The sequence below is a fragment of the Anaerostipes rhamnosivorans genome (assembly GCF_005280655.1).
Classification (GTDB): domain Bacteria; phylum Bacillota; class Clostridia; order Lachnospirales; family Lachnospiraceae; genus Anaerostipes; species Anaerostipes rhamnosivorans.
The window spans coordinates 2,901,723-2,928,142 of the sequence record NZ_CP040058.1; the positions used below are offsets into that span (position 1 = coordinate 2,901,723).

Here is a 26,420-nt window from a genome sequence, read left to right on the forward strand (position 1 = left end):
TTTACTTGATAATACTAAATAGTTTTACCTTGAATTTATAAGGTTGTAAACATCTTCCCACCATAGTCCTTCTTGCGTATTACCTTCCATTACATCAAATTCTGAAATATTAGTTTTTAATAATTTATTATAATAGTGTAAAATCTCCGGATACTTGAAAGTACAGTTCTTACACGTTTCAAAAAGAGCCTCATAGTGGGTAATAACTATTTGTCTTTTTCTCTGGAAAGCAGACAAATCCAACTTCTGTAAACCAGAAAGATTGTTTTGATACTGCCTGTACTTCCCCAGAACTTTTTTCAGGTAAAAGGCTCTATACCCCTTCATTAGCAGAACAGACACCAGCCACCAGTCAACAGCCTTTACCTCACAAATAGGATAAATGATGTTTGCCAGACATGACACTTTTATGACAGAATTCCCAAACCCGGCAAAATTATAAAACATGATATCATTAAAGGTGAATTCTTCGAAACTTATCCTGTCCCCAATGAAATTTCTATTTAGATTCTCTTCCTGTTCGTTGATTAAGCAAAGATCATGTACATAAATATCATAAATTCCTGTAATATGATTTTGCAAAAATTCTATTCTATCAGGCAACATTAAATCATCACTATCCTGCCAAGCTATATAGTCATATTTGTGCAGAATTGCATACTCGATCATTTGCCTTCTGTTTTCTAATATACTACCTTTAGCGTTAACGATAATCGTATTTCTTAAATCATATTTTTTTAGGTCAACTCCATCGTTTACTAAAAGGAAATCAAAGTTTTTATTTGTCTGCATATCAATGCTTTTAATAAAACTCTCAAAATATCTCATGGATTGCGGAAATACAACTGAACAAATTAAAAGCTTCATCAAATGTTTCTTTCCTGAAAATGTTGCTGCATTTTTTCCATAGTACTAAATTGTCCCATGTCCATCCATGCATTTGCACCAATAGGGTATACTCCCACGCCAAGCCCACTTTGCATACACCTTTCAATTATTTCCGGAAAATCTATGGACTGATCTGCTTCTATTAGATCTATAACTTCAGGTTCTACAAAATACAATCCTGAATTGGTGAAAAATGAATATTCTGGTTTCTCTTTCACCTTAATGAGTCTCCCTTCTTCTCCAAATTCAACTACTCCGTACGGAATAGAATAGTTCATTAAAGAACATACCATAGTGACGACATTCTTACTTTTTATATGCTGTTTATAAATTTTTTCAAAATTTTCTTCGATCAATATATCACAATTTGTTAAGATAAAAGTCGAGTTTATTTTTCCTCTTAATAGTCCAATGCCACCACCAGTCCCTAAGAATTTTGTTTCATTGATAAATTTGACATCATATTCAAATGCAGGATCGCTAAAATATGCCTTAATCATATTACTTTTATGATTTACGATCATATAAAAATCGTCGCAGCCAATTTGGTAAAAACCATTTAGAATCCTCTCTGCAATTGGGATATCATCAATAGGAATTAACGGTTTAGGTAGAATTTTAGTATATGGATACAATCTCGTACCCTTTCCTCCTGCCATCATAACAACAGGAATATTTAAATTTTGATTATCATTAACTGGAGGCTTATCATATAAGAATACAATATTTATAATTTGATCTGTTTCATTTAAAACTGGTATTGCATCAATATGCCATCGATGCATTAAAATTTTTGCATTATGTATTTGATTTTCATAAATATAACGCGGCTTCAAATTAGAAGCAGTAATAACCTCGGCATCGATATTGCCATGTTTTAAAATCCATCTTCTAATATCAGAATCTGCCAAAGAACCAATAAGTTTTTTATTCTCAACAATAAACAACACCCTGACTCCCAAATCATCTAACAGTGTCATTGCCTGCATTATTGACATACTTTTATTTATTAGGCATTTCTCAAATTCCATTAATGCACCTTTCTTCCTTTGTTTAAGATTACAAGTTTTTGATTGTTGAAACAACTAGCTCTACGTCACTTTCTGACAAATTTGTACTACAGGGAATATTAACAATATTTCTCCAGAATTCTTTTGCCTTTTCAATTCGAAAAGAACGTGAATATTTATAGGATTTTTGTTCATTTATCAATCCCCAAATAGGTCTTGTCTGAATCCTGTTTTTCTGTAAAGAATGAATCAAGTCTTCCTTCTTTAATTTGTAATCTTGCACATCCAAAGAATAAAACCAAAAATTACTACGGATTCCTTTTCTAAAGCTCACCAATTTCAATCCATCTATTTTACTAATTTTTTCTTTATATAATCGATAATTTCTTTCTTTTATTTCAATAAATGTCTCCAACTGTTCCAGTTGAGCAATTCCTAAAGCAGCCTGCAGGTTTGTCATTCTATAATTATATCCAACTTCATCATGAATAAAATTTAGATCATCACTTTTAGCCTGTGTTGTCAGGTGTTTCGCTTTAGCGAGATTTTCTTTATCATTGGAAACAATCATGCCACCCCCGCCTGTAGTAATGATTTTGTTCCCATTAAATGAATACACTCCAAAATCACCTATCGTACCTGCAAATTTTCCTTTATAGGTACCTTGAGTATAATATGTTCCCAAAGCTTCTGTTGCATCTTCAATTATTTTGATGTTATATTTCCCACAAACAGATTTGATTTTTTCCATGTCTGCCATATTTCCAAAAACATGAACTACAATAATTGCTTTAATAACCTTATGGGTTACTTTGTCTATAAGACTTCCATTTCTAAATTCACATTCAGTTTCACAATATTTTTCTAGTTTTATTGGATCTAAACAAAACGATTCATCGCAGTCCATAAAGATTGGCTCTGCTCCAACATATTTTACTGGATTCACAGCCGCAATAAAGGTTAAAGTTGGCACAATAACAGCATCTTGATTAGTAACACCTGCGACAATCAAAGAAATGTGTAATCCAGAAGTGCCATTTTGACATGCCACTGCACCTGCTGACTTGACGTAGTCAGTTATCTCTTTTTCCATCTGTTCCACATACGGACCCGCAGTTGAGACCCACTCCGTTTGTATCGCATGACTTACATATTTTAACTCATTACCTTTAAGATTCGGAACTGATAATGGTATAAACTTCTGATTCATAGTTATCCCCTTTTAAACATTATAAATGTCCACTTTATATTTTTGAATGTTCTCCTGTAAAAATCGCACAGTTTCAGATAAACCTTGCTTAAAAGAATATTGAGGTTCCCAATCTGTTAATTTTTTTATTTTCTTATTGCATCCTAATAATCTATTTACCTCACTCTTTTCAGGTCTTAGTCTTTGTTCGTCACAAATAATCACCGCTTTAGGATTAATCTGCGCAATCAACTCATTCGCCAAATCACCAATAGAATGTTCAATTCCTGTTGCGATATTTATTTCCTCTCCTATCGCCTTTGAGGAATTATAGATAGAAATAAAGCCATTGGCAGTATCCTTCACATAATTAAAATCCCTTGTCGGAGTCAAAGACCCAAGTTTGATTTCTGTTTTACCCGCCAGAAGTTGTGTAATAATAGTAGGGATAACAGCACGTGCAGACTGGCGTGGTCCATAAGTATTAAAGGGACGCACGATAGATACAGGTAACTCAAAAGAACGGTAAAAAGATTCTGCCAAACGATCTGCTCCTATCTTTGTCGCCGAATATGGAGATTGTCCTTGATATGGATGTTGTTCATCAATTGGGACATATTTTGCAGTACCATATACCTCTGATGTTGAGGTTATTAAAACACGTATCTGCCTCTCTCTTGCTGCCTGTAAAACATTTAAAGTCCCTTTTATATTTGTATCCACATAGGCATCTGGTGAATGATAACTAAAAGGTATCGCTATTAAAGCTGCCAAGTGAAAAACGGCATTACACCCCTTCATCGCTTCACGAACACCATTAGGATCCCTGATATCTCCCGCGAATACTTCTACAGACTCCATTACTTCCTCAGACAAACTGTCAAGCCACCCCCATGAGTTAAAGGAATTATAATATATAAAAGCCTTTACCTCATGTCCTTTTTTCACCAGCTCCTCAACCAAATGACTCCCGATAAAGCCATCCGCTCCTGTAACCAATACTCTATCCATGTTTCGATCTCCTTTAATTCATACATCTTTTTGTTGATTTATAACACTTTCTCATTCTACTTAATAAATTCAAGCTAAATAATCCTAACATATATTTTAGTTTTTTTCTTCCTGAACATTGACCTTGATTTAAAATCTGTTTTATTAATTTACAATATCTATTCCGCAGTTTTTTTTTCATTGGTCTTCCAACCTGAGTATAATATATAATAATTTGATCCGCATATTCTTGCATATCTAAAATCTGTAATTTCTTTTCATTGTATATTTGATAAGTCGTTGACCTTTTATTATGTATTTCCATCAAATGAGTAATTCTTAAATCCATCCTTTCTGCAGACATTATACTTCCTTTTCGCTGAACATAATAGTAAAGACTATCTGTCATACAAACTACTCTCTTGCATTTTAGTAGTAAATCAGCAAACACAAACTCATCTTCATGTATCTTTCCAATTGGATATCTCAATTCTTTAAAAAGGCTTGTTCTATATAACTTATTCCATGCTACAACAAATGCAAATCCGTTCTGCAGCACATATGATTTATATATTATATCTCTGCCTGATAATACTTCGTTTCTTATTGGTATAACAGTCCTGTATTTTTCACCATTAGATAATTTATTTGTTGTATTGCCACCCTCATCTACAATATGAAATCCGCAGATAGCCAAATCTGCTTTCTCTCTGTCCATAGCATTATATAGTAATTTAATATAATCAGGGTGAATATAGTCATCTCCATCAATAAACGATAGAAAATCCCCACGTGCCTTATCAACTCCTACATTTCTAGCATCTGATAATCCACAATTTTTTTTATGAATTACCGAAACTCGATTATCTTTTTGTTTATAACTATCGCATATTGCTCCACAATTGTCGGTTGAACCATCATCTACTAAAATAATTTCCAGGTTACTATAAGACTGTTCTAGAACGCTGTCGACACAGCGAGTAATATATTGCTCTATGTTATATACGGGGATAATAACACTTACCAGTTCACTCATACTTTTTATCCTATCTACGTTTTTTGCCCTCAAACAGTTTATTGATCATTGTTTCGAACTCAGTGTTAAAGATCTCATTATGATAAAATGATTCCTGTTTAATCTGGGTTACTAATTTGTTATAGTTTTGCAATATTTCTTCTAAGTCGTAGGTCTCCTCAACAACCAAAATGTTATTCATACGGTTTGCTACAATACGAACAAATTCAAGTTGATGATCATTTACATGTTCATTATATTTTTTTTGTCTTGGTACAACTATTGGAACCTTTCCTTTTTGTAAAGGCGCAACGAAACTAGCAGGTCCCCCATGGGTTATAATAATTCGAGCTTCAGTAATTTTATGAATCATCTCTTCATATGATAGAAAGTGGCTCCACTCACAAAATTTTGGTATATATGAACAATAACCGACCTGCATAAACACATTATCTGGTATTTTCCCTGCCCCTTTTAATTTATCAATACATGAAATTAACCTATCAAATTGTTGTTCATGAGTTCCCACTGTCACAAATATCATACTTTCCTCCCTATTGTTAAAAAATACTCCCTAAATTCACCCCTTTAGGATATACTTTTTTTTGTTCCTCCCATTGGACAACAAATCTATCTGTGATAGGATACACTAACCTTCCAGTTAATGTAGGTTTATCTATTCTATCAAATACTTCTATATATACCAACTTTATTCTCATTAGTTTACCAATATAAAAAAACGGAACAGCAACTGCAGCGCCAGATGATATTATTAAATCAGGTTTTTCTTTCACCAAGACTTTAATTGCTAAAAATGTGTTTTTTATTAGATTTCTAACATTTCTATTCGTTGGGTAGTAACATCTATATATTGTTTCTTTTTTCAATAAACTATTTGCATCTTCTTTATCGAAGGTCACCCAAAATCGCTCTTTGTTTTCCCAGAATGATTTCAACATATACAAATGCATTAGATGGCCTCCGCTAGACCCTACTAAACAAATCTTCATAAATCTTCCTCTCTAAATAGCGGTTATTATCTCGCACCACTGCTCATTAATACTACTCGGATAGTCTTTAAAATAATACCCAAGTCTTTTTTTAGTGACCAGTTATTAATATAGTCTACATCCATAGCAACTATTTCTTCAAAATCCTGAATATCATTTCTTCCACTCACCTGCCATACTCCAGTCAAACCGGGAGTCATGCTTAGACGCTGTTTATGGTAGCCCTCATAATGCTCAAATTCATCAACCGTAGGAGGTCTTGTTCCTACTAAACTCATATCGCCTTTTAACACATTCCAAAATTGAGGTAACTCATCAATGCTGGCTTTTCTAATTATTCTTCCAATTCTCGTAACCCTAGGATCCTTTTTAATCTTAAACATCAGTCCATTCATTTCATTTTTTTCAATTAACTCTTTTTTTCTTTCCTCTGCATCTACATACATAGATCTAAACTTATAGATATTAAAGATTCTCCCATTTCTTCCGACTCTTTTTTGAGAAAAAAAGATTGGACCTGGCGATTCAATTTTAATTAAAGGCCCAAGCAACAATGTAATAAAAAAGGTTATTACTAATCCGATACATGCTCCTAAAATATCAATCAGCCTTTTCATAAAAACCATATGAAGTGGAGTTATTTTAGGTGCAAAACATACTGTATTATATTGCCCGACTTTGTCTATATATTTTTCAGTAGCAATTTCCATATTAAACAAATCGATGTTCATCTTTACAGATATACCCATGTCTCTAAAATTTTGAACTATATCTTTTATTGCAATTCTATTAGATTCTGATGTGTAAATAAAGATTTCATCTACAACAGAACGTACTGTATATAAAAACATATTTTCTTTGTTTGCAACAACAGGGATTCCATGGATCTTGCGTCCAATCCAATCTTGATCTAAAATGATAACTCCTGTGATCCATAAGTTCCAGGTCTTTTCTTTGATTATGTTTCCAATAATCTCATCAGCCTTTTCACTGGTAGTTACTATCAGCATCTTCTGGCTAGTCTGACTATATTTTTTAAATCTCAACATATAATAACGATACAAACTATGTACTACTTGCATCCAAATAAAACTAAATACCATAGTCATAATATAAATAAAGCGTGAATAATCCTTTGCGTCGTCGATTAAATAGGCGACCGTAGCCATAAAAGCCGCCGCAATTACATTAATCTTAAAATTATGCCATAATTCTTTGATGAATGTTCTTTTAAAAAAGTTTTCATTTGGATAAAAAAGAAAATAATTTAGTGTCAATATAAAAATTGCAATGATTAGTCTATATAGAACCATATTATCAACGTATAATCTCACATCTCCCTGAAATCTAAGTAGAATCATTAAAAAGTAGCCCAAGATAATTCCTAAAACGTCGAAAAAATAAATTATGAGATTTTGCTTCTGAGATTGTTTAATATTCATATTTCTACACCCTCTATTTCATCGAAATGTATACCTTTTTTATCTTCTTTATCTATTTTAACAGTCAGGGTTATAAAAATCACATGTATTGTTTAAGAAAATTAACAGTGTTCATTTTCATCGGATCTTCAAATCTTTTAATGAGCATGTGCTTGTCTTTTTTAGTTCGTTTTTGACTGTCTCGTTATAGCCTTTTAAACTGTTTCTGAAATTTGTTTGGTTTTAAATCTTTGTTTATGTACCGTCACAATAATTATATTTTCCGACATATCATTTGATATTTAAGAAAAAACTGTCTAATTCTTGATTTTAGGAATCCCATAGCCACATTGTCCCTATTATAATTAATACCCCATGCCTACCAAAATTTCTTATTTGTCGTAATATAGTCCACTTTTTTATTAATAAAATCCCAAACTTTTTCCTCATTATCAACAGTCCACAAGTTTACCAGCACTTTGGAATTTAAAAACTGATTTAATGTTGAGTCTGAAATTTTAGTGTAATTGCAATCCAGGGCAATTCCTCTTTTATAATAGTAATTAATCATGCCTGGATTTGCATCATTGGTAACATGCTGTAGCTTGACATTTGGCATATCCTTTACTATTTTTCTCATCTCAACCATGGTGTCAAAGTCATAAGCAATAAACATATATTGTCCGCCGTCCATTTTTGTCTCCACAGTATCACTTAATTTCTGTAAATCATCTTCCACAACTCCCTGCATCCTGCTGTCTGCAACTTTGCCGTTCGTCGTATACTCCATCTTGATCTCAATAACCGGTACCATATCTTTCTCTTTACACACCTTCAGATAGTCTTCTAAGAAGGCTACTTGATTAGCTTTTGGATCATTCTTGTATTTTGAAATATTGTTACCGCTGATTATCTTTCTACTTTTTATATCCTCTGACGTCATATCTTCAGGCCTTTTATCAACACCACACATCCTTTTCAAAGTTGTATCATGCATGGCAACAAATTCGCCATCACTTGTCATACGGATATCTGTCTCCGCACCCCAGAATCCTGCCTCTCCTGCAAGCTCAAATGCTTTCACTGTATTTTCCGGAGCCTCTGAACTTAACCCGCGGTGTGCCACAAATTTGGTCCCGCTGCTTGGATTACTTGTAATTTTACCAATCACCCTTACCGGATAGCTTGATTTCTTCTTAGATCCGTCTGCCGCTGTCGCCGTAATAGTTGCAGTCCCCTGTCCTTTTGCATAGATCTTCCCTGAAGAATTAACCGTCGCCACCTTTGTGTTGGATGACTTATATGTAACTTTCTTATTGTAAGCATATGATGGTGAAACTGTAGGTTTTCTGGTATAGTACTTTCCCTGCTGGAGAACAGCTTTGCTTGAACTGAACGATACCTTGGATACCTTCTTCGTTTTTACCGTAACCTTACATCTTACCTTTTTAGACTTCTGTGATTTTACCCTGGCTGTGATGTAGGCCGTCCCGTTCTTCTTCGCAGTTACAGTTCCTTTAGAACTGACCGTCGCCACCTTCTTATTACTGGAATACCACTGAAGCTTTCTGCTTTTGGCTTTGGACGGAGTTATTTTTACTGTAAACTTTTTGGATGTGCCCCTGTACATGGTCTTTTTGGAAGAAACATTGGAAAATTTAATCTTTTTTACCTTAGGGGTTTTGGCTGACACAGTATTTGTGCCCATCAAAATAAACGCCATACACAATGATGCCGTTCGCAATAAAAATTTTAGCTTTTTCATACTACACCTCATTCTTTCTCTCTCAGCTAAACACTAAACCTCTGTCCCCATCCTAGACTTATCTCTTTGATTCCCTATTTTATCACAAAAGTAACATTTCTACAACATATTTGCCCTATTCCAGTTCTCCGATTAAAACAAAATTCAACATTCCGCATTATTTTGGTAACTATATTTTCACTTTCTTTATTTTCTCGTTACCGCTTCGGTCTACCACATATATCGTATAATATCTGCCCCTTTTCGCCTGAAAGCTGGCACTGCCTTTCTTATTCTTCAGCCTGCTTCCCTTTTTCCCTTGCTTAAAATAAGAAACCGATTTCTTTCCTTTTGCATATCTGAATTTTAATGTCTTTTTGCTCTCGTCTGAGGCTTTTATCCTAACTTTTGCTTTTGAACGGCTCTTTTTATATACTTTGACATTAAGCTTCGGCGGCTTCCCGGCAGTGATCTTTACGGTCTTCACTGTCTGGTTCCCTGCGCTGTCTCTAGCATAAACCGTATAATACCCGGCCTTTTTTACTTTGAGTGTCCCGTTTTTTACGTTATATCCCCTTTTTCCATTGGAAAAGTAAGCGGAAGTCTTCTTTCCCGTTATGTATTTAACTGCAGTAACTCTCGTACTGCCTCTCTTTTTGGCACTGACCTTTGCCAGAGAATAATTCTTCTTCTGTGTTGTTTTAACTGTAATATATGGTGGATAGTAATTAGAATTCACAGTCTTTTCAGCATTCAAATATCCGCCGGACGCCACTTTTCCATTTAAGCTGCTGATTCTGGTTGCTCCGCGCTTCAACGCATTTTTCGCCATAGCAGGGGTTATTCCTTGGTACTTTGCGTAGATTAAAGCTGCTGTACCGGTCACCATAGGCGCTGCCATAGAGGTTCCGGTCTCAACGATGCCCCGTTCATTAACACCCAGGCTGAATATGTCCGTCCCCGGCGCTGCCAGCAGAACACTTTTCTTTCCATAGTTTGAGTAAGACTCTAAGTAACCTGTGTAATCAAGATTTGCAACCGATATCACGTTGCTGTAATTATAGCTGGCCGGATAAGCAGGATATCTGTCATTGTTGTTTCTCTCATTTCCCGCAGCGCAGATAAACAGCATATCTTTACTATCTTTTATCACATCCCTGAGCATCTTATCGTTCTGGTAGGATCCAAAGCTAAAATTACATATCTTGGCCCCCATCTTTTTGGCATATTTTATACCCTTGATGACACTCAAGGTTGTTCCTTCTCCTTTTCTCCCGCCCAGAACCTTGATGGTCATAAGCTTTACATTGGTGCCCGATGCAATCCCCGCTATTCCATAGCCATTGTTGCGCACAGCGGCGATAGTCCCCGCCCCATGGGTCCCATGGTCATCCTCATAATTATTGTAGCTATAAGCCCTGTTTGAATAGACTTTGTTATTGTTATTATAAAAATTCCAGCCATAAATATCATCTTTGTAGCCGTTTTTATCACTGTCTTTCCCGTTTTTCTTTTCTTTCGTATTCTTCCACATAACGGACTTAAGGCCAGTACTAGTGTAGTCTACTCCGGTATCAATATTGGCCACAATGACCTTACTCGTATTTTTTTTATTCAGCTGTTTCCAAAGGTTCTTTACATTAATATCCAATCCCTTTTTCTGTGGAATCGTAACACCCTGTCCCCCGCCCTGAGTTCGGACAAAGTCTGTAAGATTTGTTCCATAGTTATAGAGCCCCCACTGTACATAAAAGAAAGGATCGTTAACACCAGCCGTTTTCATGGCGGTCTCTCTCTCGGATACTCTGCCGTTTCCGTCTACCAGCCGATAAACATAATTGGGCTGTACATATTCTACATCATCATTTTTATCCAGTTCTTTCACTGCAGCTGCCGTCTCTTTTTTTGTGTCCGCCTTGACCACAGCTACCGTCCCCGTTATCTGCTCGGCTTCTCCCGGTGTTTCCTCTATGATATTTTCTTTTTTTGTCTCGGATACACCGTCTTTGAATTTTACAATGACCTCTTTTGTCTTATATTCGTTTGGATCCGTCACTGATGTCGCGGTGCTCTCAGATTCATCGGCCCGGACTGGCTTTGTCCCTGGCTGAACGAACATAAGGCCCCCTGCAAGGCAGACTGCTGTCAATGTACTTATAGCTCTTCTCATACTCTTTTCCTCTTCTTTCTGGATACTACAATATAAATTATCAAGATGATCCCTGCAGACGTACTGACAGCAACTCCCGGGATCAGCCACGGAGTTGTGTAATTTAACGTGATTTTGTGTTCACCCGGCGTAAGGACTAACCCCATATACATACCGTTAGTTTTTAATATTTTGGTCTCCCTGCCGTCGACTTTCGCTGACCATCCCTTAGAATATGCCACCGGAATACACAACAATTTGGTTTTCTTAGTCTTGATCTGCCCTGAAAACACATTGTCTTTATAAGTAATATTCTGAAGTGAATTCTTCTTCCTGTTTTTCAGCTCTTTCTGCATCTTTTCAGGATTTACTGAGATCAGAGAGATAGACTCTACACTGTATGTTCCAGAGCTTAAAAAATTCACTTCAAAGTCCCCTTCCCCGGTAATTTTCATCAGATAATCATGGCGTCCAAAATAGTAGGAACTCATTTTATCCTGCATATAAATATGCTGTTCCTTTGAGCCGTCTATGACATCGATCCCTCTGTTGCCTTTTTTCCCTTTTAAGGCGATATCTGAGATGTTGGATTTGTTTTTTGTCAAAGGGCTGTACCGGAGATTCTTAATATAGATGTAATTCTCCTTTTTGGAATTCAGATTGACACGATACTTTTTGGTCTTTCCTCCCTCATTGACCGACAGGCTTTGTCTGCCAGAAAGTCGTTTCTCTCCAACATGTATAGAAGAACGTTCCTGCTTCTTAAGGCCTTCTACACCCTCATCCAGAACTGCCGATTTGATCATCGCCTGCTCACGTTCTGCCCCGTTCATGGAATCGTACTCCTTTTGGCTCATCCATGAATCATACGTATACCCAAACGGAAGGGCATATGGGTTTTCATAGAGCCTGACCCCATCTGTCTCATAGAGCAGACGGCAGTCCTTCAGGTTCTCATTTTCAGGTACCATAATATATTTGACTGAGGCAAGGCTTAAAAGCCCCTGTCTCAGATCCACACCGTGATACTTGTCAGCATACTGCATTCCCAGCGTTTCGTAGCTGCGTACTGCCTCCATTGTCTCCTTGGGGATAATACTATAGTAAGCGCTGACTGTATTCAATTCGTCCAGAACACCATAATTGTGGAACCTCTGAGTTTCATTGTGGACTCTGACCATCTGGCCTGCAGCCTGCTCTTTCAGCTGTTTATTTTCATCAGAAGAAAGCAGTCTCATGGCTTCTCCATGGTTTAAAAACTCACTTATATAATTTCTCCCTCCGTCACCAAAACGGTAAAATCCATGGACCCCGATGCTGACCACAATCAGCACTGAGATAACAATTCTGGTGGCTATATTCTTACTATCCATACTTTTCCACTGGAAAAACAGTAACACCAGATAAAACAAAAAGAGAAAAATACCGGCTATATAGGCTCCATCATTTTTAAACACATCCGGCTTGCTAAACTCAGCCACTCTGATGATCAGGTTATAAATAGAGATACCGATCAATATCCCTATGATCTGGCGCTTGGACATATGGAAAAGTCTCGGATACATCTCTGCCACAAGCAGTGCAATGATGAACGTAAAGACAAAGCTCCAACGGTTTGTAACGTAGGAAAAACCGTTAAAGATAAATCCGAACACTGGAAGTGCCAGGAATATGATACAGCCCAAAAAGGCCAGTTTGTATTTTTTATGTTTCATTCGGCGGGAATACATCAAGAACAGAACAACGATGCCTGCTATAGGAATAAAACCTACATTGGTCGACTGTCCGCTGTTTCCATATCCCACAAAATTCTCCAGGAATAAAATATAATACTTGAACGGATAGGCGATTAGATTGTGGACCTGTCCGCCTCCACGTCCGTTTCCTAAAAAGCCATAGACAGCAGGCAGAAGAATCACTGCTGAAAGAGCCACTCCCAGAATATAATATCCTGCGAATTCCCTGAGCAGCACGAGAAAGTTTTTAAGCCTGTCCTCGGCATAGTATTGATAAAACCGGATCAGCGCATAGATGACTGTAAAAATCGTCAGCATATATAAGAAATAAAAGTTACTCATCGATGCTACCGCAGTAACTGCGATAAACAGGTAAGGACGTTCTTTTTTATAGATCTTTTCAACGCCTAGGCACAGCAATGGAAAATAAATCATCGGATTAATAAAAAATGGATGCCTGAGTCCTGAACGGAAAATAAAACCGCAGAACACATACACAAGAGCCCCCATCACAGAGGCAAAATTATTTTTGTTCATCTTTCTGCAATATAACATAAAAGCTGTTCCCGCTAAAAACATCCGCAGAAGGATCATAAAATTATACATAACTTCCGTATGTTTCATCGGCACGAAGATATACAGAAGATTCAGCGGATCACCGATGGCATAATAATTTAACGTGGATAAAATATCCCCTCCGTAGCCAAGATTCATATTCCACATAGGAAGTGACGAATGCCCTGAGAAAATGCTTTTCACTGCTTCCCGCAGATAATGACCCCAATAAGCCAGAGACTCAAAATGCTGAGTCAGTCCGTCTTCCACGCCTGCGGCCCAGATAAACGATTTTCCTTCTGCGATAAACGGATAAAAAGCCGCAAAACACATTACAATAAATAATATGAAATATAGCAAATAATATTTCTTTGTACTCCTTTGTGATGTCATATCTCTGTCGCTCCTTTTAGAATCTTCTTCGTTTCCTCAAAACCAAAAGCAGGCCAAGGGTAAGTATACTGACAGCCGCACCGGGTACAAGTCCCGGCGTCCGGTAAGTCATCTGGATCTTATGTTCTCCCGGTGTCAGCAGCCAGCCCATATACATGCCATTTACTTTTTTGATCTTCAAATCCCTTCCGTTATCCTGGGCCTTCCATCCGCTGGAATAGGGGATGGGGATGCAAAGCATCCTGTTTTCCTTCACAGAAATTTTTCCTGAGAAGTCATTATCCTTATATGAAATCTCCTTCATGACACTATTGTCTTTCAGACGAATCAGCTGATGCAGAGTTTTGTCCTGGCTGACAGCCAAAATCTTCAAGTTATCTACTTTATATTTCCCGCGTTTATTAAAAATAATACTGAGAGTCTTGTCCTTCAGCCTTCCAAGATGCAGTATATAGTCTTTTCTTCCAAAAGAATAATTGCTTCCTTTCTGCTGGATCCTGAGTTTCTGTCTCCAGCCCTGGCCTGACAATGTTATAAAATATGTATTTTTTCCTTCTCTGTTGTTCTCATATTCCAATCCCTTTATATAGAGATAATTATCCTTTCCCGGTACCATATGAATTGGAAGCTGGTACATCTGATGCCCTTTTTTAATCTTTATAGATTTTTTCTCTAATGAGATATTTCGCTCTGTGATTGAAAACTGCGGATCTCCTCTGCGGATGCCCTGCTCCTTTTCGTCCAGCACAGCACTCTGAAGCATTGCCTGCTCTCTCTCAATCCCGTTCAGCTCCTTGTATTCATCCGCTGTAATATAAGAGTCATAGGAATATCCAAATGGAAGAGCATATCTGTTTTTTAAGAGCAACCTGCCGTTTTTTATAGATATTGGATCAAAGCCTTTCTTTTTCCATGCTTTTGACGCATTTTTGCTATATTTTACAGAAATATATTTGACTCCATTCAGACCATACAGACCAGTCCTGTGGTCCAGTCCCTTGAACTTAAATAGATACGTCAGATTTAATGTCTGGAAGCTTTCTACTGTCTTCCCTACATTTCCATTTGTAACACTGTAATAGTTATTTACTGTATTTAAATCAGCAGCCTGTCCGTAGTTATGATTCAGGCTCTGATTGGTGTTCACACGGAAAACGCCGGGATCTCCTGTATTTTGTAATACTTTTGCTGAGTCATCCAGCAGGGATTCATATCCTGTTCCGCTGTCTAAGAAGTCTTTGGTGTACTTTCCTTTCTTAGGACCAAACCGATAATAGGAGTGTATTCCCAGACTGCCGATGATCAGCAAAGCTATCATCACAGAACTGATCACACTTTGATATGCCGCTCCTGTCTTCTGGATCAGACAGATACATAAAAAACTGCCCGCCAATGCTATGATAGCACTGTTAGAACCATATGTATAGAACCCGCCTCCAACAAATTTCTGAGCAAACACACTATAGACAGCCAACAGACCAATCCCAGCGGCGACCAGCCATTTTTCTCTCTTCGTCATTGAAAACAGCTTCGGATACATTTCTACAAAAATAAATGCGACAATAAATCCTATGACAAATGTCCAGCGGTTTGTCACATATGCAAAACCATTCAACCCATAACCAAACACTTTGACACAGAGGAAGATCAGTGCCAATCCAAATACAGCTTTGAGAGGTGTATATTTTCTGTCTTTATTCTTTGCCGCAAACAGGAGAAGAACGGCTAATCCTGCCACAGGAACAAAACTTAAAGAAACCGAATTTCCTGAATTTCCAAAACCAACGAAATTCAGCAGGACACGGCTGTAATACCGCAGTGGATAGAACATTCCCACTGATATGTTCTCGTTGCTCCGTCCGTTTCCTAGGAACCCTATGACTGCCGGCAGCAAAATAACTGCGGAAAGCCCCAGTCCCAAAAGATAATAGCCGGAGAATCTTCCCACTGTCCGTATAAAAGTCATAAAATAATTCTCCCGGACATAGGAAAAAAAGCGGATCAAAGCATACAAAAATGTAAATATAGTGAGCATATAAAGAAAATAATAGTTGCTCATAGCCGAAATACTTACAGAGAGTATAAACACATAAGGTTTCTCATTTTTAAATATCTTTTCAGCGCCAATCAAAAGAAGCGGTAAATAGATCAGCGGGTTCAGGAAAAATGGATGCCTTATGCCCGCCCACAGTGTAAATCCTGTAAACACATAGATCAGAGAACCAAATACAGTTGCCCTGTGCCCTTTCTTCATATACAAACAATAGGCCATAAAGGACAGCCCTGCCAGATACATTCTGAAAATAATCATAAAATTATACAGATACTCTGCATTTTCTTTAGAAACAAATGCATATACAAGATTCAGCGGGTCCCCTATGGCGTAATAGTTTAATGTAGATAATATATCTGCGCCGTATCCAAGACTCATATCCCACATAGGGAGCGAAGGATGTCCTGCAAAAAGATTCGAAAAAAAGCTCCGCAGATACTCGCCCCAGTAAGCCAATGAATTTAGATGCTGGCTTAATCCGTCACCTGCCATTGAAACCCATATCAGAGACTTCCCGCTCTGATACATAGGGTAAAACACAATGCAGGATATGACCGCAAACAATGCCGTATAGATCAATCCACTTTTTAATTTTTTATTCTCTCTCATGATTCATACCACCTATCCAAAAAATTCCATAAAACTAAAGTATTCATTTATTATACCATAAGTCGGCAATAATTTAAGCTCTTTCTAGTCACTTCTCTGGATTGTAAGAAAATCTTCACATTCTTGCAAACTTTTATCAGAGGTTTTATACTATAATAAATTTTAAACATATAATATATAAGAAAAGGATACTATCATGATGAATTTAATTAAAAAACTTTGGTATAATCAAGGGCTCCGCTATCTTTTTTTCGGCGGTTGCACTACTCTTGTAAACCTGGTGATATTTAATGTACTTGTTTATACGTTCCATATCAATTATACCATCAGTAATATTATTTCTGTCATTGCGGCAATTCTCTTTGCCTATGTGGTCAATAAGCTTTTTGTCTTCTCTTCCAGCTGCAGCTCCTGGAAAGAAGTATTTTTAGAATTTTACAGGTTTGTGCTGGGCCGTTTATCTACTATGGTCATTGAAGTCGGCGGCGTCTATGTCCTTGTACAGTTTATTGGACAGGCCAAATGGCTGGCCAAACTGGAAACACAGGTGATCGTGGTGATCGTAAACTACTTTATCAGTAAATTTTTAGTTTTTAAACATACACAGCCAGAAAGAGATTAACATTATGAAATTAGATAAAGCACAAAAGATAATGCTTGCACTGACTCTGGTCTTTGCCCTGTGTCTGGGAGTCATCGGCTCTTCATTTCCCGTCAAGGAAGATGCCACACCCCAGTACCTTGACACCTTAGATCTTAGAGGTATCGACAACATTATGATCGTGGCACATCCTGACGATGAGTCTCTATGGGGAGGAGCGCACCTGGCAAAGGACCGGTACCTTGTTGTATGTCTCACCAATGCCAATACATATCATCTCACCAGATACAAAGAATTTAAATACGCTATGAATGTAGCCGGTTCTCCCAGCATCATGCTGAATTATCCGGACTATGTAAACAGAAAACGGGTTTCATGGAAACCATACAAAAACAGGATTGAAAAAAACATCCGCACCCTTTTAAGATACAAAAAATGGAAGGTCATCGCCACCCATAATCCGGAAGGAGAATATGGCCACCCTCATCATATCGGCACTTCAAACATTGTCACATTCGCCGCGAAGAAAGAACATGATTTTGATCACTTATACTATTTCGGTAAGTATTACTGCCAGCTGCCTCCGGAGAGGCCCATCGGTCCCCCGGAAGACCCGAAATATATGAAGATCAAAAAAAAGATGTTCTCATTCTACAACCGGGAACGCCGTACAATCTGGAAACACAGACAGATGCACTACTTTGAAAATTGGGTAAAGGCTTCAGACTGGAACGAAGGAACAAAAAGCAAAACAGCGGAAGGAAATCGGCCTTGATTTCTTTCCGCTGTTTTTTATTTCTTCTGTTTTGTGATCTCCGAAATAATGTATCTCGGCCTCATTTTAACTTCCTCATATATTTTAGACAGATAATATCCGATCACTCCTAAACTGAACATCAAGATACTGCCAATGATCAGCAAGAGCAGGATCACTGTGGTGAAGCCTGCCACTGCCTTTCCGCTGAAATATAGGTAGAGTGACTGTACCGCCAAAACAACTGCAAATAAAAAGAAGATGACGCCACAGAATGTAACAACCTGCATAGGTACTGCACTGAAAGACGTAATATTATTGATCGCATATCTGAAAAGTGACTTCATAGACCATTTTGATTCTCCGGCTTCCCTCTCTTGTACGTGGAATTCTACATAAGTAGTCTTAAAGCCCACCCAGGAGGACAGTGCACGGAAAAATACATTCCGTTCTGGCAGCTTAAGAAATTCGTCCACAGCAGTCCGGTCCAGAAGTTTAAAGTCCGATGCTCTTGACATATCCACACCTGTGGCATTGCTGATAATCTTATAAAATGTCTTGGCAAAAAACTTGTGGATCATCCCTTCTTTTCCTCTGGATGCCTTTACTCCCTCGATCACCTGATAACCCTGCTCCCAGAGCCTGTACATAGTCACCAGAGTCTCAGGAGGATGCTGGAGATCGCAGTCCATGACTGCCACACAATCTCCAGAGGCATTGGCGATCCCTGCAAACACAGCTCCTTCTTTTCCAAAATTCCTGGAAAAGCAGACTCCTTTTATGTTTGGATTCTCCTCAGATACTTTAACAATCTTTTCCCATGTCAGGTCCTTAGACCCGTCATTGACAAACACCAGTTCATAACTTATGTTTTCTTCTTCCATAAGCTCTGGTATGATCCTGGCCGTCTTTTCTATCATTTGTTCTTCATTGTAAGCCGGAAGAACGATTGACATTGTCTTCATAAATAGGCTCCTATTCTGATACTGTAATCTTCACCTGGACATTTCCGATAATATCCATATTCTTTACTTCTTTGAGCTGTACCTGCACCGTGTGTGTTCCGGTCTCATAGACAGACACATCAATCTTTGGATTCAAATCCTTAGCTGTCAGTTCATCCACAACTGATTTTAATCCTGTAACCTTGATCGGCACTTCAGATTGGTCAAACTCTATATGATAGTTATTCTTATTGTTGATCAGCTGAATCTGGTCCGTAGAAAGAGTGATCGTGCGCTTTTTATTCTTCTCAATATTTGCCTTGACTACAATATCCTCGATCTTGCTTGTATCCTTTACAAACGTAATTCCCTCCGGAAGCTTGATATCTTCTGCTTTGATGGTTTTTTCGATACTCTTGGTACTGCTGCTGATATCAATGGTGGACAAAGCGATCTCGTCCACCTCATCCAGAACGTCCTTTTCTCCGGTGATCTCGATCTCTTCCGGAGAGTAGTCGATACTTCCCAGAGCATATCCCTTTGCAGGAGTTCCTTTTGTCTTTACTACGATCGGTACAGTCTTGGTCCTGCTAAACTTGATCCTTACTTTGACTTCGTCGTCATCCAGTTTCAGCCTGGACTGGTCTACCTGCTCTCCTTCGCTGTCATAGCAGACAACTTTATGAGTGATGGATACGTCTCTCTTTAGTCCAGAAACATCTACAATTACTTTGATGGCTTTCACCTGCTTAACCACACTCTTAGGACCGGAAATAGAAATCAGGTTCGGTGCCGCAGTCCTGCTGCCCACCGCATATCCCGATGCCGGTTTTCCTGTTGTCTCCACTGTCACCGGCACCTGTACTCTGCGCAGGTCTTCCAGTTTTACTTTGACACTCTGGTTATTTCCTGATACAATCTCCAGCTGGTCAGCAAACTTCAGCGGTACGATCTTGATCGGGATGGAATTTACCTTAGACATGGAGGACACATCTGCAGTTGCCCTGAAATCACTTTTTTTCAATTTGTCAAGAACTGTCTTTTTCCCTTTTACCGTAAAGCTCACGGTTGAGCCCTCTGTGATCTTATACGTCCGGTTCAGCTCATCCAGTACCTGCTCATTGAGCATATCCACAGGGATATTTGAAAAAGACTTGGTTATCACCGGATCTTCTGTGTTGATGACAAACAGCCAAAGCAGGATGGCAAGGACAAGAGAAAATATTTTTAAGACAAGATCATTTCCTAATTTTTCTTTCATTGCGGTTCAATCCTTTCCAAAGCCTGAATTTCCTTCCGTCGCTATAATCGTTCTTCACCACAGCCAGCCGGTCTCTCAGCTGCTGCGGAGTCAATCCTCTGTAAATTCTGCCGCCCTGTGCAATGGAAATACCTCCCGTTTCTTCTGAGACAACAATCGTCACACTGTCAGAGACTTCACTGATCCCCACTGCCGCCCTGTGCCTGGTTCCCAGTTCCTTTTCAATCTCCAGGCTGTCGCTCAGAGGCAGATAGCAGGTAGCTGACACAATGCGGTTATTTCTCACGATCACTGCCCCATCGTGAAGCGGAGTATTGTGTTCAAAAATATTGATCAGCAGCTGACTGCTCATCTTGGCGTCAACAGGAATTCCTGTCCGCTCAAATTCACCCAGAGGGACTTCACGTTCCATCACGATCAGTGCACCGGTCTTGACCTTCGACATCTCAATGGTAGCCCTAACGATCTCCTGGAGAGTCCGGTCTGTATATCCCACCTTCTCATCCCGGCTTTCGTCGGATGAAAACAGATTTACAATAGGATTCTTCCTGCCCAGCTGCTCCAGGGCATTCCTGAGTTCCGGCTGAAACACAATGATCGCCGCAGTGACACCCACACCCATGGTATTATTGATCAGCCAGGATATTGTGTGCAGCTGACATACATAAGCTACCATAGCTACAAAAACAAGCAGCATAATGCCTTTCAGAAGGGTCCAGGCTCTGGTATTCTTGATCCATTTGGCGATTTCATAGATCAGCACGCTGACGATCAGGATATCCAGGATATCCGTGATTGACATCTGGGGAATGGATAACCAATATAAATATTTTTCGATGACTGATAAAAGCTGCTCCAAATCTACTCTCCCTTATGTTTTTTAAATCCAAATTTCTTCCCGGCAGGATTGATCTTCGTGATATTGATCTCTTCCTCATTGACCCTGCTCTTGGGAATCGCCTTGACATAATAGTAATAATCCTCATCCTCAAACTCCAAGGTCTCTTGTCTGGAGTAGTCAATGACGATCTTGAAAAACTGCATGATCATCACAACCAGAATGCTTACCGCCGCAATGATCAGCTCTCCGCCGATATCTACACGGTTTCCAGTAAAAAATCCGCCAACCAGCACGATGGTCACATAGGCAATACCTCCGATAAAGATCGAAAAATACCATCCATAATCCACCTGCATCCTGCGGATCCCCACAATCAGGGCTACCACAAAAATAAAACACAGAATATATATAATTAACTGCTTATTCTCTATCGTTCCCTGAAGTACAAAATTATACAACTGGCTGCCAAATGAACCGTTATTTACCTGTACCACTCCGCTCTGGACTGTCTGTGCAAAGATGTACAGAAATGTTCCCATGACAATCGCCGGAATTCCCGTGATCCCAATGAAGCTGCCCACAAACAGTGGAATGACGGCAGTCAAGTGGAAAAAGAAAAACACCGGGGTCATAAAAAATAAATATCTCATTTCAGGAAACATCCGCTGATACAGCAGATAGTAAATACCCACGATAATAAAATACAATATTGTGATCTCCATCGATACCACAGATAAATGAATGATAATGATCAGATTGCACAGCAAATATGTCATCGAAAATGGCAGGAATACGCAGATACCCGCCAGGATCAATGTGCTGAACGGCTGACTTAGTATTTTAGAATATCCAAACAGTGAATTGATCACATAAAATATGAACACCCCTCCTATGAACTTTCCCAGAGGTCCGCAGACCTGCCAATGGGATGACAGGAATTTTAATAGCTTTTCTCTATAAATCAATAATTTTTCCATCTGCCAACTCCTCTGTATCTATCTTCGGGCTTTTATCTTCGTTCTCTTCTTCCTCATAAACTTCCAGAAGCTTCTCCAACTGTCTTTCATATGCATTGATGCGCACCATAGCCTCATTATAGCGATGCTCCGCTCTGGACCGGGTGGTCTTTACATAGCAAAAGAAAAGGATTCCAAAACAGAATAAAATCAATATTGCCGGTACAGCGATGGTCCCTTTCCGCATCATAGAAATTACGTTTTCTATCTGAAATATGATTATGATCCCGCTGAGAAGCAAGAGCGCCACCACTAGAGCAACTCCTACTTTCATTGTTTCCATTCTTACATAATCACTGCAGCTATAACGGTTGATCCTTAAATCCTTGACGCCCTCTTTTTTTTCGTACTGGGCGAGCGAAGTCATAATCTTTATTTTTTTTTCTGAAATCATAGGATTCACCCCTCCTTTTTAGCTGCACCGCCGGACATGGTGACATTATATCACAAAATGAGGTACAGACCAAGGCGTCTGTACCTCATTGTTTACTCTTTTATTTTCTTTCTCATCCGTGTGTACTCTGTGAGAGATGCCGGCCCCTCCAGCACTTCCCGCTCCACTCTTAAGATTCTGTCTCCTCCGGAACGGACAGACCATTTCACCAGAGAGATCTCATTATCTTCGATCTCAATACATGTGATACACCGCGGATGCACACAGCTCCCGGAATTAAAATAGAATCCTTCCTCCGGTGTGGAGAATGCGGGCCGGTGTGTATGCCCGGCGATCAAGATCTGCTGCCTGTTGCAGCTGTAGTCAGCCAGCCTTTTCTCAACTCGTTCTTTGGCTTTTCTAGGGCGTCCGGCACCGGTTGGATCCAAAAATCCTATCAGCTCCATATGACGCCACACATACCGCACTAAAAACCGGGCCAGCGGCCATAGTGTATCATTCAGAAAATCTCCCTGGAAACCGTGTACCATAAATATTTCATTTCCATCTTTCCTGTTTTGGAAGACCAAACCTTCTTCCACAGTAATTCCGGGAAGAAGAGGCTGTTCAGTATGGGCGGAATTACAATAATAATTGTCGCAGTGGCGGTTCATATACCCCTTATTCCGTTTGACTATGTCATGGTTTCCATACACCATATAAAGCCGTTTTTGTTCGTAAAATCTGGACAAGATCCAGAAGATGTCATCGTGAACCTCCGCAATGGTCTTCAGTCTCCTATTTTCCCACAGTTCATCACCGTCTCCAAGTTCAATATACGTAAATCCTTCATGGAAATAATACTCCAGAGCGCCAAAACACACATCCTGATTGGCCAGAAAATTATCTCCTGCGTTCCCCTGTCCTCGGTGACAGTCGCTCATGATCACCAGTTTTGAATCGGAATCAAACGTTACAACCGGTGCATGTTTATAAACCTGATCCAGTTTTCTCTTTACGGTCCTATAACTCATTCTTCTTTCTGCCCTTTGCAATCATCACAGGAGTCTGTATTCTGGCAACGGCAGTCATGCGGCTTGCATTCCCGTTTCGGAGGAGAAGGGTAACAGAGATGACATACGGGCCCCTGCGGACATGAAGGGTCTTGAGAACACGGCGGCTCTGGCGGACGCGGTGGCTTCGGCGGTCTTGGATCCGGTCTCTTACCTATCAGCCAGTCTTTGATCCATTCAAATGCCCCATAGAGACCTTTTGTATATAGGGAGTCCACAAATATCGCGTAGAGCTCCGGCATGATGGCTTTTATATATTCCACCTTATCAAGTGTGTCACTATACTTTTCAGTAGAGAATTCATATAATCTACAGTTATTTCTGTTTGTTTTCTGAACAACAGCTTCCTGCAGTCCATCCCTTGCTTCCGGCTGCACTGAATGAGGTGTCGTATAATGGATACGCACCGTGTTCCTGCGTACAGAAAATTCCCTTTTTCTATATCCAAGATTCCTTAAACTGTCTATAAATACATCTCTCATTTCCCGGTTAGGAAATGTTATGGATGCATCCATAACAAGTGAATCCGGTTCTGAAAATTCCCCCAGCTTGAAGCCAGTCAGCCACCAGTGGACATCCTTACGGCGCAGAATAACTTTTCCATTTCTCTTTAGAACATATGACATTGGCAGTCTTTCATCATCCCGTATATTTTCATAAAAAGTTCCTTGAAACTTTTCATGATCGATGTCTTCTCTCTCCGTATTATATATACCAATCTCCCCTCCGGTAGTGATTCCGTACTGACCTTTCCACAGTTCTATCAGCCATCTTTTTCCCCCATAAGAGAAAGTGATAGGCTCACAATCCATAATCATATTAAACAAGGGCGCACCCTCATCATAAAGACGACAATATCCAACTTCCCGCTGCCAACAGTCCATCAGAGAATAGAAGTAATCACCATTTATTTCATATGCAAACCCAGCTTCTTTGAGGTCGGCATTTAATTCCATTTGTTGTTGCCGTTTATTCGCATTCGGACGAAACCTGCGGCTTCTGATCCGCCATACGATGACAACAGCCAGCACAGCTATTATGACAACAGCTGCAATAATTATAATAGGCGTCGCTAACACAATAATCCTTCCTTTATTTATCTTAGTAATACATTTTATTCCACGTCTCCTTCTTTCGTTACATTTGGCACGTGTATGATACTCTTTTTTTAGACTTACTATTTCATCCACGCAAATGTCACTATAAACAACAAAAGAAGACCACTTCTCAGTAGTCTCCCTTTCTTTTCATTATCTCTTATATTTATTGTATGAACAATCGTCTAGTTCTGTTGATTACAGCTGCCTCTATTTATCCAGGCTCTTCATCGTCGGGAATAACAATACATCCCTGATCGCAGATGAGTCTGTCAGCAACATGACCATTCGGTCTATTCCAAAACCAATGCCTCCTGTCGGCGGCATACCAATCTCTAATGCATTCAGGAAATCTTCGTCTGTGGAATTTGCTTCTTCGTCACCCTGGGCGAGCAGTTCTTCCTGTGCCTTAAACCGTTCTCTCTGATCGATGGGATCATTAAGCTCGGAGTAGGCATTTGCCATCTCCCATCCGTTCATGAAAAACTCAAACCGTTCCACATAGTCCGGATTTTCCGGCTTCTTCTTCGTAAGAGGAGAAATCTCAACCGGATGATCCAATACAAATGTAGGCTGTACCAGATTGTCCTCCACGAACTCCTCGAAGAACAGATTAAGGATATCGCCTTTTTTATGGCGTTCTTCATATTCTACGTGATGTTCATCCGCAGCTTTTCTTGCCTCTTCAACCGTATGGATCTCGTCAAAGTCAACACCCGCATATTTCTTTACAGCCTCAACCATTGTGATCTTTTCAAACGGTTTGCCCAAATCCATCTCAATGCCATTGTATGTGATCGTGGTGCTTCCCACGACTTCCTGTGCCAGATAGCGGTACAGATTCTCTGTCAGTTCCATCATTCCATTGTAATCTGTATACGCCTGGTATAATTCCATCAGAGTAAATTCCGGATTATGTCTTGTATCTACACCCTCATTTCGGAATACACGGCCAATCTCATACACCTTTTCCAGGCCGCCGACGATCAGTCTCTTTAAATAAAGTTCCAGGGAGATGCGGAGTTTTACATCTTCATCCAATGCATTATAGTGGGTCTCAAACGGTCTGGCCGCCGCTCCTCCGGCATTCGGCACCAGCATCGGTGTTTCTACTTCCATAAATCCCTGTCCGTCTAAGAAGGAACGGATCTTGCTGATGATCTTAGAGCGTTTAATAAACGTGTCTTTGGATTCCTCATTCATGATCAGATCCACATACCTCTGGCGGTATCTGGCGTCGGTATCCTTTAAGCCATGGAATTTCTCCGGAAGGGGCTTCAGGCTTTTTGATAAGAGTACAACCTCTTTTGCGTGAATGGACTTTTCGCCGGTTTTGGTCGCAAATACAGTACCTTTGATTCCGATGATATCTCCAATATCCATCTTTTTAAAGTCCTTGTATTCCTCCACACCGATTTCGTCTCTGGCCACATATGCCTGAATCCGTCCCTCAAGATCCTGTATATTACAGAAAGAAGCCTTTCCCATGACCCTCTTGAACATCATCCGGCCTGCAACAGACACTTCTTTTCCTTCCAGTTCTTCAAAATGGTCTTTGATCTCCATAGAGTGATGCGTTGTATCATACTTCATGATCTCAAACGGATTTCTTCCTGCACTCTGTAATTCTTCCAGTTTATTTCTGCGTACCTTGACAAGTTCGCCCGCATCTTTGTTCTGTTCTGCCACTTTCCAATC

Annotated in this window: 21 protein-coding genes and 1 pseudogene; 2 read left to right on the plus strand and 20 right to left on the minus strand. The window is 39.3% G+C overall.

The annotated features are described in order from the left end of the window. Window positions 1-24: 24 nt before the first annotated feature. The 12 genes from AR1Y2_RS14355 to AR1Y2_RS14410 form a co-directional block, all read right to left on the minus strand. Window positions 25-867 (minus strand): glycosyltransferase, encoded by an 843-nt coding sequence (locus tag AR1Y2_RS14355; RefSeq protein ID WP_137329594.1) that lies wholly within the window; start codon window positions 865-867, stop codon window positions 25-27. Further along, complete coding sequence (locus AR1Y2_RS14360; RefSeq protein ID WP_137329595.1) at window positions 867-1,919, minus strand: sugar phosphate nucleotidyltransferase; 1,053 nt, start codon at window positions 1,917-1,919, stop codon at window positions 867-869. The genes AR1Y2_RS14355 and AR1Y2_RS14360 overlap by 1 nt, the downstream gene beginning before the upstream one ends. A gap of 28 nt (window positions 1,920-1,947) precedes the next feature. Further along, window positions 1,948-3,108 carry a LegC family aminotransferase gene (locus AR1Y2_RS14365; protein WP_137329596.1) on the minus strand — a complete coding sequence of 387 codons (1,161 nt, stop codon included), beginning with the start codon at window positions 3,106-3,108 and terminating at the stop codon, window positions 1,948-1,950. A 12-nt stretch (window positions 3,109-3,120) separates the two neighbouring features. Continuing rightward, window positions 3,121-4,098, minus strand: coding sequence for an NAD-dependent 4,6-dehydratase LegB (locus AR1Y2_RS14370; protein ID WP_137329597.1), 978 nt, complete (start codon window positions 4,096-4,098; stop codon window positions 3,121-3,123). 13 nt (window positions 4,099-4,111) lie between these two features. Then, a complete protein-coding gene (locus tag AR1Y2_RS14375; protein WP_137329598.1) occupies window positions 4,112-5,113 on the minus strand; it encodes a glycosyltransferase family 2 protein in 1,002 nt (333 codons plus the stop codon). A gap of 10 nt (window positions 5,114-5,123) precedes the next feature. Continuing rightward, window positions 5,124-5,636 carry a glycosyltransferase gene (locus AR1Y2_RS14380; protein ID WP_137329599.1) on the minus strand — a complete coding sequence of 171 codons (513 nt, stop codon included), beginning with the start codon at window positions 5,634-5,636 and terminating at the stop codon, window positions 5,124-5,126. A 16-nt stretch (window positions 5,637-5,652) separates the two neighbouring features. Continuing rightward, entirely contained in the window at window positions 5,653-6,102 is a 450-nt protein-coding gene (gene pssD, locus AR1Y2_RS14385; RefSeq protein WP_137329600.1) for a PssD/Cps14F family polysaccharide biosynthesis glycosyltransferase, read from the minus strand. A 26-nt stretch (window positions 6,103-6,128) separates the two neighbouring features. Then, on the minus strand, window positions 6,129-7,544 hold the full coding sequence (locus AR1Y2_RS14390) for a sugar transferase (RefSeq protein WP_137329601.1): 1,416 nt from the start codon (window positions 7,542-7,544) through the stop codon (window positions 6,129-6,131). A gap of 358 nt (window positions 7,545-7,902) precedes the next feature. Then, window positions 7,903-9,288 carry a glycerophosphodiester phosphodiesterase family protein gene (locus tag AR1Y2_RS14395; protein WP_243118765.1) on the minus strand — a complete coding sequence of 462 codons (1,386 nt, stop codon included), beginning with the start codon at window positions 9,286-9,288 and terminating at the stop codon, window positions 7,903-7,905. Between the two features lie 169 nt (window positions 9,289-9,457). Further along, complete coding sequence (locus AR1Y2_RS14400; RefSeq protein WP_137329603.1) at window positions 9,458-11,437, minus strand: S8 family serine peptidase; 1,980 nt, start codon at window positions 11,435-11,437, stop codon at window positions 9,458-9,460. Continuing rightward, entirely contained in the window at window positions 11,434-14,100 is a 2,667-nt protein-coding gene (locus tag AR1Y2_RS14405; RefSeq protein WP_137329604.1) for a YfhO family protein, read from the minus strand. Before AR1Y2_RS14405 ends, AR1Y2_RS14400 begins: the two co-directional genes overlap by 4 nt. 16 nt (window positions 14,101-14,116) lie before the next feature. Next, on the minus strand, window positions 14,117-16,762 hold the full coding sequence (locus tag AR1Y2_RS14410; protein ID WP_137329605.1) for a YfhO family protein: 2,646 nt from the start codon (window positions 16,760-16,762) through the stop codon (window positions 14,117-14,119). A 196-nt stretch (window positions 16,763-16,958) separates the two neighbouring features. On the opposite strand from AR1Y2_RS14410, the gene AR1Y2_RS14415 reads away from it, so the two are divergent. After that, entirely contained in the window at window positions 16,959-17,384 is a 426-nt protein-coding gene (locus AR1Y2_RS14415; protein WP_137329606.1) for a GtrA family protein, read from the plus strand. A 4-nt stretch (window positions 17,385-17,388) separates the two neighbouring features. Then, complete coding sequence (locus AR1Y2_RS14420) at window positions 17,389-18,138, plus strand: PIG-L family deacetylase (protein ID WP_137329607.1); 750 nt, start codon at window positions 17,389-17,391, stop codon at window positions 18,136-18,138. A 17-nt stretch (window positions 18,139-18,155) separates the two neighbouring features. On the opposite strand, the gene AR1Y2_RS14425 is transcribed toward AR1Y2_RS14420, so the two are convergent. From AR1Y2_RS14425 to lysS, 8 genes and pseudogenes are all read right to left on the minus strand, one after another. Next, a complete protein-coding gene (locus AR1Y2_RS14425) occupies window positions 18,156-19,082 on the minus strand; it encodes a glycosyltransferase family 2 protein (protein ID WP_095142868.1) in 927 nt (308 codons plus the stop codon). A gap of 10 nt (window positions 19,083-19,092) precedes the next feature. Further along, window positions 19,093-20,322, minus strand: a complete 1,230-nt coding sequence (locus AR1Y2_RS14430; protein ID WP_137329608.1) for a CdaR family protein — start codon at window positions 20,320-20,322, stop codon at window positions 19,093-19,095. Then, window positions 20,300-21,124, minus strand: coding sequence for a diadenylate cyclase CdaA (gene cdaA / locus AR1Y2_RS14435; protein WP_137330286.1), 825 nt, complete (start codon window positions 21,122-21,124; stop codon window positions 20,300-20,302). The genes AR1Y2_RS14430 and cdaA overlap by 23 nt, the downstream gene beginning before the upstream one ends. 59 nt (window positions 21,125-21,183) lie before the next feature. Next, window positions 21,184-22,140 carry a hypothetical protein gene (locus AR1Y2_RS14440; protein ID WP_137329609.1) on the minus strand — a complete coding sequence of 319 codons (957 nt, stop codon included), beginning with the start codon at window positions 22,138-22,140 and terminating at the stop codon, window positions 21,184-21,186. Beyond that, the gene (locus AR1Y2_RS14445; RefSeq protein WP_024726563.1) at window positions 22,118-22,573 is read right to left on the minus strand and encodes a hypothetical protein; all 456 of its coding nucleotides are present in this window, start codon (window positions 22,571-22,573) and stop codon (window positions 22,118-22,120) included. Before AR1Y2_RS14445 ends, AR1Y2_RS14440 begins: the two co-directional genes overlap by 23 nt. 92 nt (window positions 22,574-22,665) lie before the next feature. Next, window positions 22,666-23,586 carry a metallophosphoesterase family protein gene (locus AR1Y2_RS14450; protein ID WP_137329610.1) on the minus strand — a complete coding sequence of 307 codons (921 nt, stop codon included), beginning with the start codon at window positions 23,584-23,586 and terminating at the stop codon, window positions 22,666-22,668. Next, window positions 23,583-24,704, minus strand: a complete 1,122-nt coding sequence (locus tag AR1Y2_RS14455; protein ID WP_024726561.1) for a DUF4474 domain-containing protein — start codon at window positions 24,702-24,704, stop codon at window positions 23,583-23,585. The genes AR1Y2_RS14450 and AR1Y2_RS14455 overlap by 4 nt, the downstream gene beginning before the upstream one ends. Window positions 24,705-24,941: 237 nt before the next feature. Further along, window positions 24,942-26,411: pseudogene (gene lysS, locus AR1Y2_RS14460) on the minus strand (lysine--tRNA ligase); the annotation flags it as partial. Window positions 26,412-26,420 lie beyond the last annotated feature (9 nt).

Excerpts from the sequence above, each read along its gene's own strand:
- AR1Y2_RS14445 (WP_024726563.1), bottom strand. The coding sequence starts at position 22,573 with ATGATTTCAGAAAAAAAAATAAAGATTATGACTTCGCTCGCCCAGTAC.
- AR1Y2_RS14430 (WP_137329608.1), bottom strand. The coding sequence starts at position 20,322 with ATGAAAGAAAAATTAGGAAATGATCTTGTCTTAAAAATATTTTCTCTT.
- AR1Y2_RS14450 (WP_137329610.1), bottom strand. The coding sequence starts at position 23,586 with ATGAGTTATAGGACCGTAAAGAGAAAACTGGATCAGGTTTATAAACAT.
- AR1Y2_RS14380 (WP_137329599.1), bottom strand. The coding sequence starts at position 5,636 with ATGATATTTGTGACAGTGGGAACTCATGAACAACAATTTGATAGGTTA.
- cdaA (WP_137330286.1), bottom strand. The coding sequence starts at position 21,124 with ATGTCAATCACGGATATCCTGGATATCCTGATCGTCAGCGTGCTGATC.
- AR1Y2_RS14365 (WP_137329596.1), bottom strand. The coding sequence starts at position 3,108 with ATGAATCAGAAGTTTATACCATTATCAGTTCCGAATCTTAAAGGTAAT.
- AR1Y2_RS14360 (WP_137329595.1), bottom strand. The coding sequence starts at position 1,919 with ATGGAATTTGAGAAATGCCTAATAAATAAAAGTATGTCAATAATGCAG.
- pssD (WP_137329600.1), bottom strand. The coding sequence starts at position 6,102 with ATGAAGATTTGTTTAGTAGGGTCTAGCGGAGGCCATCTAATGCATTTG.
- AR1Y2_RS14425 (WP_095142868.1), bottom strand. The coding sequence starts at position 19,082 with ATGAAGACAATGTCAATCGTTCTTCCGGCTTACAATGAAGAACAAATG.
- AR1Y2_RS14440 (WP_137329609.1), bottom strand. The coding sequence starts at position 22,140 with ATGGAAAAATTATTGATTTATAGAGAAAAGCTATTAAAATTCCTGTCA.
- AR1Y2_RS14355 (WP_137329594.1), bottom strand. The coding sequence starts at position 867 with ATGAAGCTTTTAATTTGTTCAGTTGTATTTCCGCAATCCATGAGATAT.
- AR1Y2_RS14410 (WP_137329605.1), bottom strand. The coding sequence starts at position 16,762 with ATGAGAGAGAATAAAAAATTAAAAAGTGGATTGATCTATACGGCATTG.
- AR1Y2_RS14400 (WP_137329603.1), bottom strand. The coding sequence starts at position 11,437 with ATGAGAAGAGCTATAAGTACATTGACAGCAGTCTGCCTTGCAGGGGGC.
- AR1Y2_RS14420 (WP_137329607.1), top strand. The coding sequence starts at position 17,389 with ATGAAATTAGATAAAGCACAAAAGATAATGCTTGCACTGACTCTGGTC.
- AR1Y2_RS14370 (WP_137329597.1), bottom strand. The coding sequence starts at position 4,098 with ATGGATAGAGTATTGGTTACAGGAGCGGATGGCTTTATCGGGAGTCAT.
- AR1Y2_RS14405 (WP_137329604.1), bottom strand. The coding sequence starts at position 14,100 with ATGACATCACAAAGGAGTACAAAGAAATATTATTTGCTATATTTCATA.
- AR1Y2_RS14375 (WP_137329598.1), bottom strand. The coding sequence starts at position 5,113 with ATGAGTGAACTGGTAAGTGTTATTATCCCCGTATATAACATAGAGCAA.
- AR1Y2_RS14395 (WP_243118765.1), bottom strand. The coding sequence starts at position 9,288 with ATGAAAAAGCTAAAATTTTTATTGCGAACGGCATCATTGTGTATGGCG.
- AR1Y2_RS14390 (WP_137329601.1), bottom strand. The coding sequence starts at position 7,544 with ATGAATATTAAACAATCTCAGAAGCAAAATCTCATAATTTATTTTTTC.
- AR1Y2_RS14415 (WP_137329606.1), top strand. The coding sequence starts at position 16,959 with ATGATGAATTTAATTAAAAAACTTTGGTATAATCAAGGGCTCCGCTAT.